Consider the following 19434-nt stretch of genomic DNA (forward strand, 5'->3'; position numbering starts at 1 on the left):
TGGAAGACCGGGCCCGCCCTGATTGGGCTGGTGATGCTATTGGCTGGCAGTCAATGCCGCTGTACCAAGCCTAGTACACCCATAGCTTGTCGGCATCCAGTTGCAGCCAGTACTCGCCCTGCTCCAGTTTGTATGGAGAATAGGCGCGCAGCGCGCTGTCGCTGCCGGCCAGGCCGAACAGGCACTCCCAGCGGTCGCCCAGATACATGCAGGTGCTGAGCGGCAGCTTGATCGCATTGTCGGACTGGCTGCCGGAAATCTTGACTTGCTCCAGCCGTATGATGGCCGTTACATCGGACCCGGCGGCACCGGCACCGCTGCCGCGCACCGTCGCTTCCAATGCTGATCCCTGTACCTGCAGCCTGACGCGGGAGCCGTCCTTTTGCAGCACGGTGCCGCGCAGCTTGTTATTGCTGCCCATGAATTCCGCGGTGAACAGCGTATTCGGCGTTTCATACATGCTTTGCGGCGTGCCCTGCTGTTCGATCACGCCATTATTCAGCAACAGGATGCGGTCCGAGATGGCCATCGCTTCGCCCTGGTCATGCGTGACCATCAAGGCCGACAAGTTCAGGCGCACGATCAGTTCGCGCAGGAAGGCGCGTGCTTCCTCGCGCAGCTTGGCGTCCAGGTTGGACAGCGGTTCATCCAGCAGGATGACAGGAGGGTTGTACACCAGTGCGCGGGCGATCGCCACGCGCTGCTGCTGGCCGCCGGACAATTGATGCGGAAAGCGCTCACCCAGGTGGCCCAGACCCAGCTGCGCCAGCACCGCTTTGACCTTTTCTGCGATGTCGCTGGAATTCATCTTGCGCAGCTTCAGGCCGTAACCGACGTTGTCGGCCACAGTCTTGTGCGGCCACAGCGCATAGGACTGGAAGACCAGGCCCAGGTTGCGTTGTTCGGCGGGCACTTCCAGTTTTTTTGCTCCGTCAAAAAAGGCTTTGTCGCCGATGTGGATAGTGCCGGTTTTAGGGGTTTCCAGGCCGGCCACCGCGCGCAGCAGGGTTGTCTTGCCGCTGCCGGAAGGGCCCAGCAGCGCAACCACTTCGCCGCGCTGCAAGTCCATCGATACGCCTTTCAGGATAGGGTTGGCGGTGGCGCCGGAGCCGTATTCCAGGGTCAGATCTTTTACGCTTAATTCAGACATAGTGTTCTCTCGTATTTTGAATATTCTGTTTCGAGTAGCAAAGCTTGTTGAAAATTTAGCCTGGCCAGGAGCCGCGGCAAGGCCAGGATAATTTTCTCGTAGCTCTAATGGCTCAGCTTGACGCCGAAGCGCAAGGCCAGGCCCAGGCCGACGGCGACCAGCGCGATATTGATAAAGGACAGTGCAGCGACCAGGTCGACCGAGCCGCCGGCCCACAGCGATACGATCAGTGCGCCTATCACCTCGGTACCCGGCGACAGCAGGTAAACACCGGTGGAATATTCGCGTTCAAAAATCAGGAATACCATCAGCCACGCACCCAGCAAACCGTATTTGACCAGCGGCAGCGTGACGTCGCGGGTGACCTGGCCGCGGCTGGCGCCGACGGCGCGCGCCGCTTCTTCCAGTTCCGGCCCCACCTGAAGCAGCGCGGTGGAAATCAGGCGCAAGCCGTAGGCCATCCAGACCACGGAATAGGCAATCCATACCGAGAAGATGGTGGAGCGCAATGCGCGCATTTGCGGTATCAGGTTTTCCACCAGCCACACTGCGGCGGCATTGTCGAAGCCTTTCAGCGCACCTTCCAGCCAGGCCGGAACGAACAGGAATACCCACAGAAAGGACAGGCCGGCCAGCAAGCCGGGAATGGCGCGCGGCACCAGTACGCTGTAGTCCAGCAGGCGGGTGATGCCATCCGGTTTGCGGTGCATCGCCAGCGCGATACCGGCATAGCAGATGACCGCCAGCGCACCGCCGATTACACCGATCAAGACCGTATTCAAAATGCCGCGCATCAGCGAAGGTTGTTCCAGGATGTCGCGGAAATGCTGCAGCGTCAGCACGTCGGCCAGTTGCACGCCCTCACCCCAGTAAGACACGAAGGCGCGCAGCACGATGCCGGACAAGGGAATCACGATAGTGAAGATCAGCCAGGCGGCCAGCACGGCAAAGGCTACCCATTTCCATTTGCCCAGCGGCAGCGGTTTCTGGCGCGAACCCTTGCCCTTGATGGACACGTACTTGTTGGCGGATTTCAGCAGCCAGCGCTGTATCATCACCAGCGGCATCGTGACCGCAACCAGGCATACTGCAGCGGCCGCCATCAGATGGTAGGACGGCGTGCCCAGCTTGTTGGTCAGTTTGTACAGATAGGTCGCCAAAACCAGATGACCCTCGGGATCGCCGAGCACCAGCACCAGTCCAAATACCTCGAAACCCAGGAAGAACACCAGCACGCCGGCAAAGGCCAGCGCCGGCATGATCATGGGCAGCGATACATTCAGCGCAACCTGGAAAGGCGAAGCGCCGGCAACGCGGGCAGCCTCTTCCACATCGGAGCCCAGGCTCTTCAACGCGGCGGAAGAATACAGGTAGACATGCGGCACATGGGTCAGGCCGGCGATCACGACTATGCTGAAGAAGGAATAGATATTCCACGGCTGCACACCGATCAGCTGTTTTATCCACAGCGTGTAAAAACCGACCGGCCCCATAGACACGACATAGCCGAAGGCGACCACCATGGGGGACACAAAGATGGGCACCAGCAGCATCGGTTCTATCCAGCTACGCCCCGGCAGATCGGTACGCACCATCAGGAAGGCCAGCAAGCCGCCCAGAGGCACGGCGATCACCGCCAGGCCTGAGGCCAGGATCAGGCCGTTCCAGAATGCATCGCGGAAGTCCGGATCATCAAAGATGAAACGGTAGGAATCCAGGCCCAGGGTTTTGACCGGCGCAAAGAAAGGCGCCGACAGGAAGCTCTGGAAAAAAATCAGGGACAGGGGTGTGAAGATCGCCAGCAGTGCCAGCGTCACAACGACGCCGCGCGGCCAGTTGATCCGCGACCATTTGCTGACTGGGGGTAGGCTTAGGGTTTGCATGAGGGATGCCTTGTTAAATCAGGAACGACTGGGAGCAGGCTATTGAAAGCTGCACTCAGCATGCCCGCCGCATGGTCTGCAGAACTGCATCCATGCGGCGTAGCTTGTTAGGACGAAATTACTTCTTTCCGGCGGTCTCTTTCCATTGCTTCAGGAAAGCCAGGCGCTTGCCCTGGTCCAGGTATTGCAGCAGCATGGGATTGACCGGCAAAGGTTTCAGGCCGGTGCCTATCTGCTTTGCCAGGTCGGAGGAAGTGGTTTCTCCCTTGACGTCGGCGCGGATCGCATACAGCTTGGCTTCATTGGCGATCATCGTCTGGCCGCGCTTGGACAAGGTATAGTCTAGCCACAGCTTGGCGGAGTTGGGATGCTTGGCGCCCTTGCTGATGAACATCACGCGTGACAGCACCAGTGTGTAGTCCTTGGGCAGCACCACGCCGATGGAAGGATCTTTCGCCGCACGCACCAGCGCATACGAACCGAGGATGTTGTAGCCGAGCAGGTTCTCGCCGGAAGAGATGCGTTCCAGCATGGTGCCGGTGGAGGACTGCACGCGCAGGCTGACTGCGCCGAAGGCTTTGGCCAGATCCCAGAATTCCTTGTTTTCGCGGCTGTCCTGGGTAATGAACATGAAGCCTACGCCGGATTTTTCGATATCGTAGGAAGTGACCTTATTCTTGAACTTGTCGAGCTTGGTCGTGATCAGCTTGGCAAATTCGGCGTGGGTCTTCGGCACTTCGTTTTCGGCCACCAGGCGCTTGTTATACACAAACACCGCAGGTTCAAAGGTGGTGCCGTAGGCAGACTGGTTCCACACCGCCCATTGCGGGATGCCGCTGGTTTCCGGCGACTGGTATTGCAGGCCGTAGCCATCGGATACCAGCTTGGTCTGCAAGTCCATTGCGGAAGACCACATCAGGTCGGCACTATTGCCACCGGCGGCCGTTTCGGAGATATAGCGGTTATAGACTTCGGTGGAATTCATGTCGTTGTATTCGACCTGGACATCCGGATACATGGTCTTGAAGTCCTTGATCATCGGCTCCACGGCCTTGGTATCGGTCGCGCTGTAGATGACCAGCTTGCCTTCCTTTTTCGCCGCATCGACGATCTTGCTGTAATCGGCCGGATAGCCGGCAGGTGCCTGTGCATAACTCAGGCTGAAGGAAGCGCTCAAGGCAGTACCGGCAATAGCGGCGATGGCGGTGGTGATGATTTTTCTGCGCAACATAGTCTTGTCTCCTGTTTTTGGTATGGTTGAATCTGATGTCTTTGTAGCGAATGTCCTGCTTTTGCCTGTTGCCGGTCTTGACGATCTAGCGCAACAGGCCGAATTCCTTGGCCTGGGTACGGTATTGCTCCACGGTTTTATTGATATAGGCAGTCAGGTCGCTGCCCGTCATCGCAAACGGGTACAGGCCATGCGCCGCGCGTAACTGGTCGAACTCCTTGGTCGCCATTGCCTGATTGAACCTGGCTACCCATTTTTTATAGTCGGCATCGCTGACTTGCGGACCCATATATACGCCGCGGATGATGGGCCAGGTCACGTCGAAACCCTGCTCGCGCGCAGTCGGTACATCCGCCAGCAGGCCGGGCAGGCGCTGTTCAGACAGTACGGCAAGCACCCTGATCTTGCCTTCGCGTATGTGTAGGCTGGCTTCCGAGGTATCGCCGGAGATCGCCTGGACAAAGCCTGCCAGCAAGGCGGTAAAGGATTCGCCGCCGCCTTCCAGCGCGACGATGCGCATGATTTTGGGATCGAGGTCGGCGCGCTTGGCCAGCAGCGACATCTTCAGCCAGTCCTGGCTACCTACGGTGCCGCCGGCGCCGATTGCGACATTTGACGGCTTGCTCTTGATGGCTTGCAGCAATTCGCGCAGATTCTTGTACGGTGAATCGCTGCGCACCGCGATCATGCCGTAGTCCGTTCCTATGCCGGCGACCCAGCGCACGTCGGCTACGCTGGATTTACCGAATTTGCCTTCGGCCAGGTTCAGCAGCGAACCGCCGGAATAGGCAACCAGCGTATTTTGTTCCGCCTTGCGCTGTGTGATGACAGAATTCCAGGCCACCGCGCCTATGCCACCCGGCAGATAGCTGATCTGCATATCGCTGCCCAGCGCTTTTTGTATCAGCTTGCAGGTCTGGTCCATGCCGCCGCCGGGTTTGGCCGGCGCCAGGCAGGTCGCATTCGCATTTGCCGGCGGGACGGCAGCGGCAAGCGTATTTCCGCACAGCGCTGCCACCGCCATTGCGGGCAGGATGCGTTGCAACTGCTTCAGCAAGTAGGCTGGCTTCAGGCGCATGGTCGGCAGCTTGGTCGTTGTGGGTGGAATATGACGGGATTCTTTCAATGTGACAGGCATGCTAGTCTCCGGATACTTTCAGTTAGCTTTCAGGCTAGGTCTTTGCGCAAATACTTCGTTTGTGCATTGCAATATGCGACTGCGGTCGATGGCAAGCGGCCTGGCCTGCTTTTGCAAAAGGCGGGAATATGGGTATGATAAAAAACAGAGACGATCAAAAAGATGTAAAGAGACTATAACAAGATGCGCATATTACTGGTGGAAGACCACATAGAACTGTCCCGCTGGCTGACCAAGGCCCTGCAGGACGCCCACCTGACGGTGGAATGCGCGATGAACGGCGCCGATGCCGACGCATTGCTGCACACGCAGGAATATGCGCTGGTGATCCTGGACCTGACCCTGCCCAAGATGGACGGGCTGGACGTATTGAAGCGCATGCGTGCGCGCGGCAGCAAGATGCCGGTGCTGGTACTGACTGCGCGCGGCGGCCTGAATGAAAGGGTGCAGGGCCTGAACCTGGGCGCGGACGACTACCTGGCCAAGCCGTTTGAACTGGCGGAGCTGGAAGCCCGGGTCAAGGCGCTGCTGCGCCGCTCGCAGGGTAACGAGGCGGTGACGCTGACTTGTGGCGGTCTGTCCTTCGATACCGTTTCGCGGCTGTTTTCTTTCAATGAAGTGCCTTTGTCGCTGACCCCGCGCGAGTATGCGGTGCTGGAAGCGCTGATCATACGGCGCGGGCAGGCGGTGCCCAAGGAAAAGCTGTTCGATGAAGTCTTTGCACTGGTTGATGACGCCAACCTGGATGCGATAGAAATCTATATTCACCGCCTGCGCAAGAAACTGGAGAGCGCCAGCGGCGGCAGCGTTGCGATCACGACGCTGCGCGGCATAGGCTACCTGCTGGAAGCGCGCGGCGCATGATGCGGCAGCCTGTGCAATGAAGCTGTGGAAATCCACCGATACCGTCGGCAGCCTGCGCGGCCAGTTCCTGCGCTGGCTGCTGATACCCTTGCTGCTGCTGGTGGCGCTGAACGCCTATTCGGTCTACCGCAATGCGCTGGATGCGGCCGACCTGGCCTATGACCGCTCGCTGCTGGCTTCCGCGCGCGCCTTGTCGGAACGGGTCAGCATCGTGGATGGCAAGCTGGTTGCCAATGTGCCTTACGTGGCGCTGGACAGTTTCGAGACCGATACGCTGGGGCGCCTGTACTATAAGGTGACCGGCATCAACGGCGAATTCATTTCCGGCTATGAAGACTTGCCCACCTTGCCTAAAAATGTGCCGCGCTCGCAAATCTATCCTGCGCTGGTACACTTTTTCGGCGCCGACTACCAGGGCCAGGAAGTCAGGATAGCGGCGCTGCACCAGCCGGTGTACGACGACAGGATGCGCGGCATTGCGCTGATCGAGGTCGGCGAAACGATGGATGCGCGGCGCGGCCTGTCGCGCACCATCCTGATCGATACGCTGGTACGCCAGGCGGCGCTGGTGCTGGCGGTGGCGCTGATGGTATGGGTAGCGGTGCGCTTCGTGCTGCATCCATTGATGCAGTTGAAGTCCAATGTGGAAAACCGCGAACCCACTGACCTGTCGGATTTTGATCCTGAGCTGGTGCACAAGGAAATCCGTCCTCTGATTATCGCAATGAACGGCTACATGGCGCGCCTGCAAACCCTGATCAGCGGGCAGAAACGCTTCATTGCCGATGCCTCGCACCAGTTGCGCACGCCGCTGACGGTGCTGAAGACGCAGGCCGAGCTGGCCCTGCGCGAAAACGATACCGAGGCGATGCGGCACATCGTGCAAAGTATCGCCGCCACCACTGACTCCACCGTACACCTGGCTAACCGGTTGCTGACCCTGGCACGCACCGGCCATGGCGCTGCCGAAGGGGCGATGGCCAGGGTCTCGCTGCGCGATATCGCACGCCAGGTATGCACCGAACTGGCCCTGCCTGCAGTGAAGAAGCAAATCGACCTGTCGCTGGAAGCAGAGCAGGAGGTGACGGTGATAGGGCATGAATTGCTATTGCATGAGATGCTGTCCAATCTGCTGGACAATGCCATTCGGTATACGCCGCAGCAGGGACATATTACGGTACGGGCCTATGCGGCGGCGGGACAGGCCGTGCTGGAGATAGAAGATGACGGCCCCGGCATACCGCCGGCCGAGCAGGAGCGTGTATTTGCGCCTTTCTACCGTGCCGGCACGGCTGTGGAAAGCAATCCGGGAGGGGCAGGCCTGGGTTTGAGCATAGTGAAGGATATTGCGCTGTTACATAATGGAAACATAAGCCTTAGTAATGTTGTTGCCGGGCAATGTTTAAGAGTGGTAATCTGTTTTCCTGTTGACTAATCCCAGGAGCGGCGTAGGCCCGATTCCACGATGTATCCGGTATGCGCAAATAGTGAGCGGGCAGGTCTTTCTGCACGCCGGAAGACGCCATGGCGACATGGCTTGTCCCGCCGCGTGCCTTGCATAGCGAAGCTATTGCGCCTGCTGCTGCCCCTGCTGTTGCTGCAACCGCTGGCCTTGTACGCGGAAAAACCGGACATCGTACTGATGGTGGCGTCAATGACCGACGCCGTGCCCGGCACTTTGCCGCAGCCGGCCTTCCGCAATACGATAGAGTTTGTCGAGCGTGGGCTGGATGTCGGTTTCGAGGTAAGGCGCTACCCATGGAACCGGCTGCTGCAAAACCTGAATAGCGGCGAGGGCCTGGCTTTCGGCCTGTCTAAAAATACCGCCCGCCTGCAGACCCTGCATTTTTCCGATCCTGTGTATGTCAATTATGTGTGGCTGGTGACGCGTAGCGATGCGGTGTTTCCTTTTTCCGGCATGCAGGATTTGAAGGGAAAATCGCTGGGCATCAACCGCGGCGCCAGTTTTGGCGATGAGTTCGACCGCAAGAAGAATATCCTGTTCACGGCCGAAGAAGACGCCTACGGTTTGCAGAGCCGCCTGAGAAAATTGCTGAATAACCGCATGGATGCGATCATTTACCAGAACCGCAATGCCGATCCTGAGCAGGTGGAGCTGATGCTGAACCGGCGCGTGATGGAAGACATGCCGGAAATCAGGATGCCGCCCGGCGTCGTGTTCCGGGTGTTGCGCAAGCCGCTGATGATGGACAATATCCACTTTGCAATACGTGCAAGGGACGACGATGGCATCATCAAGAAAATCAATGCAGTGATCGCACGCGGCAAGAAGAGCGGCGACCTGGCGAAAGCGCTCAGCCAGGAGCAGTAAGCCTCCAAACGGTGCTAGGATACTCGCCAGAGTATATAAAAGCACAGGCAAATTCCCGACATGGCAAGCACCCCTCCTCTCAAGATTCTCACAGGCACTGCGCTGACTGAACAGCAGAAGAAAGATTTGCTGCACAGGCTGGCCCGTGTGGAAGGCCAGTTGCGCGGGGTACAGAAGCTGGTCGCCAAGGCTGCCGAGCCTGAGGATTGCGAAGCGATTGCGCAGCAGATGTCGGCGGCCCGCAAGGCGCTGGACCGCTCTTTTGTCACGCTGATGACCAGCGCCATAGTCACGCAGGCCGAAGGTGAAGGCGGCGAGGAAAACAGGCAGCAGAGCTTGCAGCGGCTGGTCAGGCTGCTGGACAAATTTGCCTGAAGCAGCTCGCGCACAGACTTAACGCATCAATATTTTTCCGTGATTTTGTTCTGATAAAGTCAATTGCAGAATGGATGTAGAATGGTGAAATGAACATCACTCTCCCGGAACTGGAAGCCGCCATTAACTACTGGCGCCAGCAACGTCCCGCAACCGGCGACGAATGCGCGCTGTCACCCGAGGTAAACATCCTTGCGAGCGAGTATGCGCTGATGATCTTCCACCGCAAGAAAGAAATAGCGGCGCAGGAATTGAAGCCGAACGCGCAAAGCCTGCTGCGTATCTGGCAAGCATCAAAGTCCTAGCCGGGCCAGAGGTTTGCGCCATGCCTGACTCTCCCATGGCCCTGCGGCGGCGCGCCCTCTCCTTTTTACTACTGTTCTCGCTGCTTCCTGCCGCTACTGTCAAGTCTGCAGCGGCGACCAGCGTTCCCTTGCTGATCAGGGAATTACGCGGCGAAAACGGCGAGCTTCTACCGGTGCAGCAAGAGGTGCGCAATGTGCTGGCGTATATAGAACGCGAACTGGGTGTCAGTTTTGATATCCGCCGCTACCCGTGGAACCGTGTGATCTCCAATGCACGCGCCGGCGAAGGCATCGTGTTCGGGTTGAGCAAGACTAGTGAAAGATTGAAAATGTTTCGTTTTTCCGAACCCGTATTTGCCAGCTATGTATGGCTGGTGACGCGCAGCGAAAGCAGCTTTGCCTTTGCCGACATGCGCGACCTGAAGGGAAAAACCGTCGGCGTCGTACGCGGTGCCAGTTACGGCGATGCATTTGACGCACAGAGGAACAAACTGTTCCGGGTCGAAGAAGACGTCAGCTCGGATGTGGTGCGTCTGAAGAAACTGCTTAACAGGCGCATGGATGTCATGCTGGTCGGTGACCGCCGTCCGCAGGCGGAAGACGTGGAGAATCGCCTGAACCGTATCCTGCATGAACAGATCAATGATGTGGCAATTCCGGAGGCGACCCATGTCAGCGTCATGCGCAAGCCGCTGCTGACCGACGAACTGCATTTTGCCGCGCTGCCGGGCAAGTATGACGGGCTGATGCAGCAACTGGACCAGGTGATCCTGAATGCCAGAAAGTCTGGAGAATTTACCCGGCTGCTCTTTCCCGGCAAATAATCAAGCCGCCATATGCCTGGCTTGGCGGGATGGGGTGGAAGCCGCCGTCGCCGTTTTAGCAACTGCGGCCTTGCCGGCGGATTTGTCCGGCCCGTGCTGGTGGATGGACTGGCCGGCATAGTCGCTCTTGATCATCGCAGCGACCTGTTCCTTGTCCATGCCGCGCTCGGTGGACAGCCATTCCGCGACCAGTGCGGCCAGCTTTTCCAGCGCTATCCTGTGGGTGGCATCGGTCCTGGCGTATATCCAGTCGGATAAGGCCATGAAATGCTCAAACGGGCTCTCGCCCAGTATCACCGGCAAGGTATGCGCGAAACGGCCGGAATTGGCAACCAGATCCCAGTAGCGGGCAAAACGCACCAGCCTCTGCATGCTGGCGAAGCTGATCGTATCATTGGCCAGTATCGTATACGGCGGATGCGGGTCGAATATCAGGCCATGCTCTTGCGTATGACGGATGATGGGGGTGCCGCGCAGACGTTTCAGTATGCCGAACTGGATTTCGTGCGGTTTCAGCGCATACAGCCGGTTGAAGCCCAGTGCAAAGCTTTCTACAGTCTCTCCCGGCAGGCCGGCGATCAGGTCCACATGCAGGTGCGCCTCGGAGTGTTCGCATAGCCAGCGTATGTTTTCGGCGGCCTTGTCATTGTTCTGCTTGCGGCTGATCAGCGCCTGTACTTCGGGATTGAAAGTCTGTATGCCCAGCTCAAATTGCAAAGTGCCCGGCGGAAACTTCTTGATTCCATCCTTCAAGGCATCCGGCAAATGATCCGGCACTACCTCGAAGTGGGCGAATACCGGGTCTTCCGGATTGGCTTCCAGCTTGTCCAGGAAGAATTGCATGATCTTCAGGCTGGTTTTGATATTCAGGTTGAAGGTGCGGTCGACAAACTTGAACAGCCGCGCGCCGCGTGCGTGCAAGCTCTCCATCTCGGCCAGGAACAGGTCGATATCAAAAGGCCACGCAGTCTTGTCCAGTGCCGACAGGCAAAATTCGCATTTGAACGGGCAGCCGCGCGATGCCTCCACATACAGCGTGCGGTTCTTGATGTCATCGTCGCTATATAGATCATACGGCAGCTTGATCTGCGCCATCGGTGGCTGCACGCCGGCGTGGACCTTCATCAGCGGCTTGGGCCCTTGCAGGACCTGCTTGCAGATATCCGGGAAGGTAACGTCGCCCCAGCCGGTAATGACATAGTCGGCCAGTTTGACGATGTGCTGTTCATTGGTTTCATACGACACTTCCGGTCCGCCCAGCACGATGACGACTTCCGGTGCGACCTGTTTCAGTACGGCAACTAGCTTGGTGGTTTCTTCTATATTCCAGATATACACGCCAAAGCCTATGATCAGCTTTTCTCCAGCTTGCTGGTGTGACAACAGTTTTTCAACCATATCGGTCGTCTTGGCACCGATGACGAACTCCTGCAGCCTGGTTTGCTCCTGTAAATCACCCATGTTGGCAAGCAGATAACGTAAACCCAGCGAGGCGTGGGCATAGCGGGCATTCAGAGTGGACAGCAGGATGGTCATGGGATACAGGGGTAGCGGGCGCCAGATAGCGTAAAGCCGTATTGTACGCGTTCGGCCCTCGCTACCCCCGAAAACCGGCTTTTCGATGCCTGAACCATCACCTTGCCAAATTACTCCAGTCCGCTTTTTCTGTCGTTTGATCCCGCGTTTCTGCATTTCGTCGCAAGTCGCTCGCGGCTTGCGAAGGCTTTGACTACAGTACAACCATCGACGAAAGACAAACAGCCGATAAACGAAAAAAAGCAGTAAAAAGAAAAACACACAGACAACCCCAAACAATAAATCGAAAGAGGAAATAAAATGAAAACAGCAAACACTTTCAAATCCAGCGTGATCGTCGCAACTGCCCTGGTAGCTGCAGTATTCGTCAGCGGTTGCGCCTTCCACGCAGGCACACAACAAGTTGCCGGCAGCGATGTGCAAACAGTGACCATGACTGCCAAACGCATGACGACAGATGAGAAAATCGCTTTCGACACAGCAGCAGCAACTGCACAAACAGTCGTGGTCGCCGCCAAGCGTATGACAGAAGATGAAAAAATCGCCTTCGATACAGCAACCGCCGGTACACAGACTGTAGTGATCGCCGCCAAACGCCTGACAGCAGAACAAAAACTGGCCATGCTGCAGCAAGACCTGCGCATCCAGGCCAGCGCTGTACAACGCAATCAGCCTGCAGCTTGATCGCAGGTTGATTGTAGAGGTAGGGAAAAAGAGAAAACAGCCTGGCACCCGCTAAACGAAATCAGGCAGGGCTTCGGCAAGGAAGTAAAAAGAAGTAAGACTTAACAAGCAGTAGCAAGCTTCAGCAAGACCAAGTAAACAGCCGCGTTGCAGCCATTCTTAAAGTCATTCCGGGGTACCGGAGACGCCGACTAAGCATACGGCGATCAGGCAAGACCGCCATCCAGCGCCTCCCGGCGCATCAATCCCAGATTCGAGATTCTAAACTCAGCTGCCACAAGCTCGGGCCGCTTCAGCATATTCCTCAAGACCGGATTAAGACCAGGTTGTGGACAATCTCATGACGTCAATTGTGTTTTTCCAGTCCCGGCCTGCTCATACAGGTTGATATCGTTCAGGCTGTCAAAGCAGGCAACCGCCTGTTGATCCAGGCCTATCCTGAGATTTTCATCATTGGATTTCAACTGGTTATTATTGACCAGCACCCGCATCTTGGCCAGCAGGTCAGCGGTATGCAATAGATGTCCCAGCGGGGTCCAGTTCGGCGCCTTGCTGCCGCCAGCCTGCTGCTGCAAAGCTTGCACGACTTCAGGCGGGAAACCCCAGCGCTGCGCGATGCGGTAAGACAGCGTTGCAGCTACCGAGGTGAAGGCCAGCGCAAAACTGCGCGAATACTTGAAGCGCGGTTCTTCGCACACCTGGTCCAGCAGGCGGAAGGCAATGATCAGGCCCACGTTTTTCATCAAGCCCGTCAGGAAGGCCTGGAAAGGATCCTGATTGCCGGCCAGATGGTGGCAGACGATCGCGCATTTTTCCGACTGGTTCCAGATATGCGGCGCAGCCCGGCGCGTGTACTGGCCCGAATTCATGTTGATGATGGGACGGAACGCAACCTTGGCGATCAGCAGGCGCAGGCCGTCTTCGCCCAGGATCATGATGGCCTTGTCCAGGCTGTTGATACGGTCGGCCGGATTGTACAGCGAGCTGTTGACGGCATTGATCAGTTCGCCGACCAACACCACATCCTTGACGATATGCTGGGCCAGCTCGCCGGCCGATACACTCTTGTTGCGCAGGCTGTTCAGCAATTGCGGTATCACGGTAGGCACGCGCGGCACGACCACTGCATCGTTCAGGTCCGACGCCAGCAGCGCATACAGCGCCTGCAATATCTTTTGCTCGGTTTCCATGCTGCTGCCTTCGCCGGGATGGCCCATCAGCCAGTCGAAGAACATCGCATCTATTGCCACGCGGGGTTTCCAGGCAACAAAGATTTCTTGTTCTGCGGCAAGCAGTTTGGTTTCCGGCACGCTGACCGCGGTTGCGGCGACGGCAGTTTGTGCTGCTTCTGCTGCGGGCAGGGGTTTGGGAATGGCTTCGGCTTCCGCTTTCAGGTCTGCATTGTTGTCGCCGTGTGTAGGCGCGGCTTCCGGCTGTGTAAACCAGCGTTTCAGCAAATTATTCAGTGCTTTGCGCACAAGATCTCCCGGCTTCTGATGTTGGAGCTAATGAAATGAGCTAAAGAAATCTGCCAAAAAATTGCCGTAAGACGGCCGCAGTTTTTCACTCTTGTTTTTGTCCATATCAGTCTGACAGAATTCCTGCCAAATAGCCATGCAGCAAGCCCCGGCGAGAGCGTGATTAAGCGTGATTACAACGCGGGCGGCTTGAACACTGAGGTACTTAAAATGCCGTAAGCCATCCATACCGCCACAGCGCTATAAGCCAGGCGCGGCAGCCAGTCGGCGACTTGCTGCTGGAAATGATCGATTGCTTCACTCTCGCCCTTGCTATGGCGGGCCAGCATTTCAGGCAGGCTGCCGCTGGCTTCGCCGGTCTGGATAAATCCGACGATGTGGCGCTCGCCCGCATACCGTATGCCGGCAACCGCCTGCGCCAGCGTATCGCCTCGCTGCATCGCCGGCAGCAGTTTTTCATAGTCGGCGCGGATGACATAATTGCTCACTGCATCGCTGGCCTTGGGCAAGGCTTCAAACATGGGCAGGCCGGCTTCCAGCAGCATGCCGAGATTTTCAAAGAAGTCGCGCGCATTGCGTCGCAGGTGCATCGTGCCGAATACAGGCAGGCCCAGCAACAGGCTATCCATGCTCAGGCGCAAAGCCGTAGCGCCGCTGTGCTGCCGCCAGCCGCGTACCTGCAGATACAGAAAATACAGCAAACCAATGACGATCAAGGGTTGCAGGCAAAGCCGCAGATAAGCGAAGCTGCTCAGCATGCCGCTAATCAGCCTCGGTAGCGGTTGCACAAATAGTGCCAGGATCAGCATCAGGGCCGGCAGGTTCATGCGTGACTTCACGGCTTTTTCCAGCTTCAGCTTGTAGGCATAGGTATCCGCCAGCCGCTTGTAGACCGGTGCCGGGCTGCCCGCCGCAAAAGCCGCGTGCAGCAGGTTGACTTCCATAGGCGTAAACAAACCGGAACTGTCGCCGGCGCTGGCAGGGTTCATGCCGCGCGCCATCAGCTTGCGTGCCAGGGCCAGCCTTGGCTGCGCCGCCGGTGCTAGTTTGAGCAGGCTATAGGCCTTGTCGGCCGGCAGTCCGGCCTTTTCCATGGCGGCCAGGTGGGTGAAGATATCAGCGCGGATGGCCAGGCTCAGCGGCCTTTGTGATGGGGTTTGCATGCGGCTTGTTTATGCTTGTTTATGCCTGTTCAGTTGATGCCGCTCTGTTCCAGCTCGGCCTGCAATCTGGCCATCTCGCGCATGACGATTTGCGGAAACTCGGGAGTTTCCCAAGCCCGGTAATTTTGCTGCGCAAAGGCCAGCGCATTCTGGTAATACAGATAGGCATTCAGGCGGTTGCGCACATAATTATTCTGCGTGCGTATCACCTTGCCCGGCGTGCCCATCACGATGGAATTATCCGGTATCACCGTGCCCTCTTTCAGGAAGCTATGACCGGCGATGATGCAGTTATCGCCGATCACGCAGCCGTCCATGATAGTGGAGTTGATGCCTATCAGGCAGTTGTCGCCTATGGTGCAACCGTGTATCGTGCAGTGATGGGTAATCGAGCAATGGCTGCCTATGATGGTGGGTGTCTGGTCGCCTATATGCAGCATCACGAAATCCTGGATATTGGTATAGGCACCGATCACGATTTCCTTGTGCTCCGCGCGCGCCACCACATTGATCCATATCGATGCATGCTCATGCACGCTCACCTTTCCGTAGAGATGGGCGGTCTCATGTATGTAGGCAGCATTGTGTACGCTGACGTCGGGTCCTAGCACAGCCATATTTGTCTCCTTGCCGGTGTTGATCTGGTTTTTATACTTGCCCTGAAGATTGTACAAGCTTTGCATAAAGGAAATCCGGCATGCAGGAAAAACAGGTAATCATCGTCGGCGGCGGTGTCATAGGCAGCGCGATTGCCTATTTCCTGGCCGTGCATCCGCGCTTCAAGGGAAGTATCACGGTGATCGAGCGGGATGCCTCGTATGCGCAGGCATCGTCGGCCTTGTCCGCCAGTTCGATACGCCAGCAATTTTCAACGCCGGTCAATATTGCGATGTCGCAGTTCGGCATCTCTTTTTTACGTGAGTTGCCGCAGCATCTCGGCGTAGATGGACAGGTGCCGGACCTGGGGCTGAGCGAGCAAGGCTATCTGTATCTGGCCACTGTATCCGGCCAGCAGGTCTTGCGCGACAACCATGCAATACAGAGGCAGCACGGTGTTGACGCGGCCTTGCTGGAGCCGCACGCATTGCAGGCCAGGTTTCCATGGCTGGATACGGCCGATCTGGCGCTCGCTTCGCTGGGCCTGTCCGGCGAGGGCTGGTTTGACGGTTATGGCTTGCTGATGGCTTTTCGCCACAAGGCACGCAGCCTGGGCGTGCGCTATATCAGCGCGCACGCCGCGACATTTATCCACAGCGGCAATCGGGTGCAGGGAATCAGGCTGGAAGACGGTTCCGAGCTGCGCTGCGACTGGGCGGTGAACGCCGCCGGCGCCTGGGCCCGGCCCTTGCTGGCGGATACCGGCTTTGACATGCCCGTGCATGGGCGCAGGCGTTGCGTATTTGTGTTTTCCAGCCCGGCGCAAACGCCAGCTTGCCCGCTGGTCATTGATCCGTCCGGGTTATGGTTCCGCCCCGAAGGCGCTTACTGGATTTGCGGTATGCCGCCGGCGCAAGACGATGATGATGTAGCACTGGACGTTGATTACCGTGAGTTCGACCAGGCCTGGCCACTGCTGGCGCAGCGTGTACCCGGCTTTGACGCCTTGCGGCTGCAGCGGGCCTGGGCCGGCTACTATGAATACAATAGTTTTGACCAGAATGCGATTCTGGGGCCGCATCCGTTGCTACCCAACCTGCTGCTGGCCAACGGTTTCAGCGGCCACGGCCTGCAGCATTCCCCAGCAGTGGGGCGGGGTTTGGCGGAGTGGATAGCCGACGGCAGCTATGCCAGCCTGGATTTGTCGCCGCTGTCGGTCCAGCGCCTGCTGGATGGCCGCCCCTTGTTGGAGAGAAACATCATTTAGCCCCTATCTTGGCCTAACAGTGTCTTAAAAACCGTCTAAAGATGCCAATTGGAAACAAGTTGTAACAATAAGCAAACATCTGCTTTGCATGGCTGGGGCAGAGAACTAATATGAGAACTTCTGACCTGGGTTTTGTATGTGATGAGCCTGACGCTTGTTCCTGCTGCCACGAATACCTCTGCTGCACCTGCCGCATCTTCCGTTGTCGCCGGGCAACTGGCGACCGGTACGGCTGCGGCTGCCCAGCAGGCCAATAAAACCGCTGACAGCGCCAAGGCCGGTTCGGGATCAGACAGCAGTGCCAAGGTGAAATCCGCCGGAGGGACTGTCAAGCTCAGCGATGAAGCACAGGCCCAGCTCCGCAAGCTGCAGGCACGCGATACCCAGGTCAGGAACCATGAACAGGCGCATCTTGCCGCCGCAGGCGGCCTCGCCACCAGCGGCGCTTCGTACACCTATGAAAAAGGGCCGGACGGCGTCAGCTATGCGATAGGCGGCGAGGTGCATATCGATGTCTCGCCAGGACGCACGCCGCAGGATACGATAGCCCGCGCGCAAATCATACAGGCAGCGGCGCTGGCCCCGGCCGATCCTTCCGGGCCGGATCTCGCGGTGGCGGCGCAGGCCAGGCAGATGGAGCAGCAAGCGCAGGTAGAATTGCAGCAGCAACAGGCGCAAAAGCAGCAGACCAAGCTGGCCGGCGTCTATGCGTCGATCAGCAATACCGGCCAGGCGTCCACTTCCAGCCCAGCCAAGGTGGACAGCTACGCCTGAGTGGCTCTATTTTGCGCTATTTGGTTTTGCAGGCCGCGCCTGGCTTCGCTATCCCTTTCCTGGGCATATTGCTCGCATAGTGCAGCCCTCCGCTTAAATCCAGATCCGCATCGCAGTAGCCGGCATCGTTCAAGCTGCGATGCAGCGTACGCAGCAAAGTACCTTCGGCATCATCCTGGCCCAGATGCCAGAACATGGCCCCTGCCAGCCCCTGCTGCTTCAGGTATTTGCTTTTGTAGCGGAAAGATTCTTCATCGTCATAGCTGACGAAAATCTTCTTGTCGGCGTTATACAGCCAGGGCACCTTGCCCTCGCTGCTGAAATAACGCTGGTAGCCCAGCCCGGACGCAAGCAATTTCCGTATATCGTCATAGCCCGCCGAGCGCGGATCGCCGCGCTGCACGCAGGCGTCACAGCCTGTCAGCAATGTAGTATCGCCGTGATAGTCGTCACCGGCCGGTGTCGCGTGCGGCTGGTACAGGCCATGATTTTCACTGCCGACTGCGAAGTAGGCGCGGCCATAAAAAGGCAGGCCCAGCACAATTTTCCTGGCGGGCACACCGGCTTGCAGGTATTGCTGCACCGCTGCGTCTACCGTCAATGCAAACGGTGACGGGAAGCGGCTTTGCAATTCTGCCGGCGGTAATGCCGGGTCGAACTGCAACTGGCGCAGGGGATTATCGTATTTGGCTTCGCGGCTATCGCCGAACAAATGTGCATTATGGTCGGTCTGCTTTTGCCATGCGCCGTTCAGGTCGTAGCTCATCAGGTTCAGGTAATCGACTTGCGCGGCGATTTGTTTCAACTGCAGGTAATAGCGCGACAGGTTGAAGGCGCCGCCGGCACCGGCTATCGTCAATTGGTATTTTTGCCTGCGCTGGCGGTTTTCTGTATTCAATTGCCGGCGTATCTCAGTGAGCAGCGCGACGAAGTTATCTGCATCTTCCTTGCGCGGATATTCCCAGTCTATATCGATGCCGTCGAAGCCATAGCGTTTCATGAACGCAATGCAGGAGCTTGCCATCTGCCTGCGTCTGGCTGCTGTTGACGCCGCATCGCGGTACCTGACGGCGGTAGCGCTGTCGTCATTGGTATAAGCCCAGCCACCCAGCGAAAACAGGATGCGCAGATCTGGATTATATTTTTTCAGCGTAGCCAGCTTGCTGAAGACTTCAGCCGCCTTGGCCGGGTCTGTGCCATTCTCCAGCGCGCATTCGCCCGCTTCATTCAGGTTCTGGAAAGAATAATTAATATGCGTCAACATCCGTGCCTTTTCCGGTGTGATGCGAGAAATCGCAAAGGGAACGGCAGGAACGGCGGGACCGGCATTCTCGGTATAGTGGTTGATCTGTTCTTTTTCCAGCAGGTAGTAGCCTATCACTACATGCCGCGGCCTGACTGCATCTGCAGCCTGGGCCGCCAGCGCCGCGCCCACAAGTGCGATGCAGGCCAAACCCTTGCCCACTTGCTGCCCTGCTGTATTTTTGCCTGCCGTCATATAGTCTGCGGTCATTTTGTCTGTCAATGCCTATTGGAGTCCAGCGCAAAAGCATGCTGGCAACAGAGTGCGCGGTCAACAGGTTTTTTCCTGGGCGATGCAAAGGTTGGCAGCGCTGATACCAGTGGGAATTATCCCGGCCGAATGCGCCGGGCTCGCCTGCAAAACGCCAGTGTGAGCCCGGCAGGAGGGCATACCACAACAGAGTTTTCACTCTGCTGGTATTGCTCGCCGCTGCCGCCTGGCGCGTCAATTTTTGCCTTCATCCCCGCATTTTTGCGTTTCATCGCATCCCGCTGGCGGCTTGCGCAGCGATTGCCTAAAGTACCAACATC

General features: G+C 57.7%; 18 protein-coding genes. 9 read left to right on the forward strand and 9 right to left on the reverse strand.

Annotated elements, in window-relative coordinates:
* Positions 1-70: 70 nt before the first annotated feature.
* The 4 genes from IEW12_RS24285 to IEW12_RS24300 form a co-directional block, all read right to left on the reverse strand.
* A complete protein-coding gene (locus IEW12_RS24285; RefSeq protein ID WP_188568713.1) occupies positions 71-1150 on the reverse strand; it encodes an ABC transporter ATP-binding protein in 1080 nt (359 codons plus the stop codon).
* A 104-nt stretch (positions 1151-1254) separates the two neighbouring features.
* On the reverse strand, positions 1255-3033 hold the full coding sequence (locus tag IEW12_RS24290; protein ID WP_188568714.1) for an ABC transporter permease: 1779 nt from the start codon (positions 3031-3033) through the stop codon (positions 1255-1257).
* Between the two features lie 118 nt (positions 3034-3151).
* Positions 3152-4264, reverse strand: coding sequence for an ABC transporter substrate-binding protein (locus IEW12_RS24295; RefSeq protein ID WP_188568715.1), 1113 nt, complete (start codon positions 4262-4264; stop codon positions 3152-3154).
* Between the two features lie 85 nt (positions 4265-4349).
* Entirely contained in the window at positions 4350-5288 is a 939-nt protein-coding gene (locus tag IEW12_RS24300; protein WP_188568885.1) for a Bug family tripartite tricarboxylate transporter substrate binding protein, read from the reverse strand.
* 297 nt (positions 5289-5585) lie between these two features.
* Between IEW12_RS24300 and IEW12_RS24305 the strand changes: the two genes are divergently transcribed.
* From IEW12_RS24305 to IEW12_RS24330, 6 genes are all read left to right on the forward strand, one after another.
* Positions 5586-6266, forward strand: coding sequence for a response regulator (locus IEW12_RS24305; RefSeq protein WP_188568716.1), 681 nt, complete (start codon positions 5586-5588; stop codon positions 6264-6266).
* Positions 6267-6282: 16 nt separating this feature from the next.
* Positions 6283-7701 carry a sensor histidine kinase gene (locus IEW12_RS24310; protein ID WP_188568717.1) on the forward strand — a complete coding sequence of 473 codons (1419 nt, stop codon included), beginning with the start codon at positions 6283-6285 and terminating at the stop codon, positions 7699-7701.
* A gap of 102 nt (positions 7702-7803) precedes the next feature.
* Positions 7804-8598, forward strand: a complete 795-nt coding sequence (locus IEW12_RS24315; RefSeq protein ID WP_188568718.1) for a substrate-binding periplasmic protein — start codon at positions 7804-7806, stop codon at positions 8596-8598.
* A gap of 60 nt (positions 8599-8658) precedes the next feature.
* Positions 8659-8973, forward strand: a complete 315-nt coding sequence (locus IEW12_RS24320; protein WP_188568719.1) for a metal-sensitive transcriptional regulator — start codon at positions 8659-8661, stop codon at positions 8971-8973.
* An 89-nt stretch (positions 8974-9062) separates the two neighbouring features.
* On the forward strand, positions 9063-9278 hold the full coding sequence (locus tag IEW12_RS24325) for a DUF3717 domain-containing protein (protein ID WP_188568720.1): 216 nt from the start codon (positions 9063-9065) through the stop codon (positions 9276-9278).
* 20 nt (positions 9279-9298) lie between these two features.
* A complete protein-coding gene (locus IEW12_RS24330) occupies positions 9299-10102 on the forward strand; it encodes a substrate-binding periplasmic protein (protein WP_188568721.1) in 804 nt (267 codons plus the stop codon).
* On the opposite strand, the gene IEW12_RS24335 is transcribed toward IEW12_RS24330, so the two are convergent.
* Entirely contained in the window at positions 10103-11638 is a 1536-nt protein-coding gene (locus tag IEW12_RS24335) for a B12-binding domain-containing radical SAM protein (protein WP_188568722.1), read from the reverse strand.
* Positions 11639-11938: 300 nt separating this feature from the next.
* On the opposite strand from IEW12_RS24335, the gene IEW12_RS24340 reads away from it, so the two are divergent.
* Positions 11939-12322, forward strand: coding sequence for a hypothetical protein (locus IEW12_RS24340; RefSeq protein WP_188568723.1), 384 nt, complete (start codon positions 11939-11941; stop codon positions 12320-12322).
* A gap of 338 nt (positions 12323-12660) precedes the next feature.
* Here the strand turns inward: IEW12_RS24340 and IEW12_RS24345 are convergent, their stop codons facing one another.
* The 3 genes from IEW12_RS24345 to IEW12_RS24355 all read right to left on the reverse strand — a co-directional run bounded on the left by IEW12_RS24345 (position 12661) and on the right by IEW12_RS24355 (position 15580).
* On the reverse strand, positions 12661-13800 hold the full coding sequence (locus IEW12_RS24345) for an HDOD domain-containing protein (RefSeq protein WP_188568724.1): 1140 nt from the start codon (positions 13798-13800) through the stop codon (positions 12661-12663).
* 173 nt (positions 13801-13973) lie between these two features.
* Positions 13974-14963, reverse strand: coding sequence for a type II secretion system F family protein (locus IEW12_RS24350; RefSeq protein ID WP_188568725.1), 990 nt, complete (start codon positions 14961-14963; stop codon positions 13974-13976).
* A gap of 29 nt (positions 14964-14992) precedes the next feature.
* Positions 14993-15580 carry a gamma carbonic anhydrase family protein gene (locus IEW12_RS24355; protein ID WP_188568726.1) on the reverse strand — a complete coding sequence of 196 codons (588 nt, stop codon included), beginning with the start codon at positions 15578-15580 and terminating at the stop codon, positions 14993-14995.
* 80 nt (positions 15581-15660) lie between these two features.
* Here IEW12_RS24355 and IEW12_RS24360 point away from each other — a divergent pair, with 80 nt between their 5' ends.
* Together IEW12_RS24360 and IEW12_RS24365 are read left to right on the forward strand one after the other, a co-directional pair.
* Positions 15661-16827 (forward strand): NAD(P)/FAD-dependent oxidoreductase, encoded by a 1167-nt coding sequence (locus IEW12_RS24360; protein WP_188568727.1) that lies wholly within the window; start codon positions 15661-15663, stop codon positions 16825-16827.
* A 141-nt stretch (positions 16828-16968) separates the two neighbouring features.
* Positions 16969-17601 (forward strand): putative metalloprotease CJM1_0395 family protein, encoded by a 633-nt coding sequence (locus tag IEW12_RS24365; RefSeq protein WP_188568728.1) that lies wholly within the window; start codon positions 16969-16971, stop codon positions 17599-17601.
* Between the two features lie 16 nt (positions 17602-17617).
* Here the strand turns inward: IEW12_RS24365 and IEW12_RS24370 are convergent, their stop codons facing one another.
* Positions 17618-19114 (reverse strand): glycoside hydrolase family 18 protein, encoded by a 1497-nt coding sequence (locus tag IEW12_RS24370; RefSeq protein ID WP_188568729.1) that lies wholly within the window; start codon positions 19112-19114, stop codon positions 17618-17620.
* Positions 19115-19434 lie beyond the last annotated feature (320 nt).

It is taken from the genome of Parundibacterium terreum, assembly GCF_014636315.1.
GTDB classification, from domain to species: Bacteria; Pseudomonadota; Gammaproteobacteria; order Burkholderiales; family Burkholderiaceae_D; genus Undibacterium; species Undibacterium terreum.

Coding starts and splice junctions, on each gene's coding strand:
- IEW12_RS24320 (WP_188568719.1), top strand. CDS start 8,659: ATGGCAAGCACCCCTCCTCTCAAGATTCTCACAGGCACTGCGCTGACT.
- IEW12_RS24290 (WP_188568714.1), bottom strand. CDS start 3,033: ATGCAAACCCTAAGCCTACCCCCAGTCAGCAAATGGTCGCGGATCAAC.
- IEW12_RS24340 (WP_188568723.1), top strand. CDS start 11,939: ATGAAAACAGCAAACACTTTCAAATCCAGCGTGATCGTCGCAACTGCC.
- IEW12_RS24335 (WP_188568722.1), bottom strand. CDS start 11,638: ATGACCATCCTGCTGTCCACTCTGAATGCCCGCTATGCCCACGCCTCG.
- IEW12_RS24305 (WP_188568716.1), top strand. CDS start 5,586: ATGCGCATATTACTGGTGGAAGACCACATAGAACTGTCCCGCTGGCTG.
- IEW12_RS24330 (WP_188568721.1), top strand. CDS start 9,299: ATGCCTGACTCTCCCATGGCCCTGCGGCGGCGCGCCCTCTCCTTTTTA.
- IEW12_RS24285 (WP_188568713.1), bottom strand. CDS start 1,150: ATGTCTGAATTAAGCGTAAAAGATCTGACCCTGGAATACGGCTCCGGC.
- IEW12_RS24325 (WP_188568720.1), top strand. CDS start 9,063: ATGAACATCACTCTCCCGGAACTGGAAGCCGCCATTAACTACTGGCGC.
- IEW12_RS24310 (WP_188568717.1), top strand. CDS start 6,283: ATGAAGCTGTGGAAATCCACCGATACCGTCGGCAGCCTGCGCGGCCAG.
- IEW12_RS24360 (WP_188568727.1), top strand. CDS start 15,661: ATGCAGGAAAAACAGGTAATCATCGTCGGCGGCGGTGTCATAGGCAGC.
- IEW12_RS24365 (WP_188568728.1), top strand. CDS start 16,969: ATGAGCCTGACGCTTGTTCCTGCTGCCACGAATACCTCTGCTGCACCT.
- IEW12_RS24370 (WP_188568729.1), bottom strand. CDS start 19,114: ATGACCGCAGACTATATGACGGCAGGCAAAAATACAGCAGGGCAGCAA.
- IEW12_RS24295 (WP_188568715.1), bottom strand. CDS start 4,264: ATGTTGCGCAGAAAAATCATCACCACCGCCATCGCCGCTATTGCCGGT.
- IEW12_RS24350 (WP_188568725.1), bottom strand. CDS start 14,963: ATGCAAACCCCATCACAAAGGCCGCTGAGCCTGGCCATCCGCGCTGAT.
- IEW12_RS24355 (WP_188568726.1), bottom strand. CDS start 15,580: ATGGCTGTGCTAGGACCCGACGTCAGCGTACACAATGCTGCCTACATA.
- IEW12_RS24300 (WP_188568885.1), bottom strand. CDS start 5,288: ATGGCGGTGGCAGCGCTGTGCGGAAATACGCTTGCCGCTGCCGTCCCG.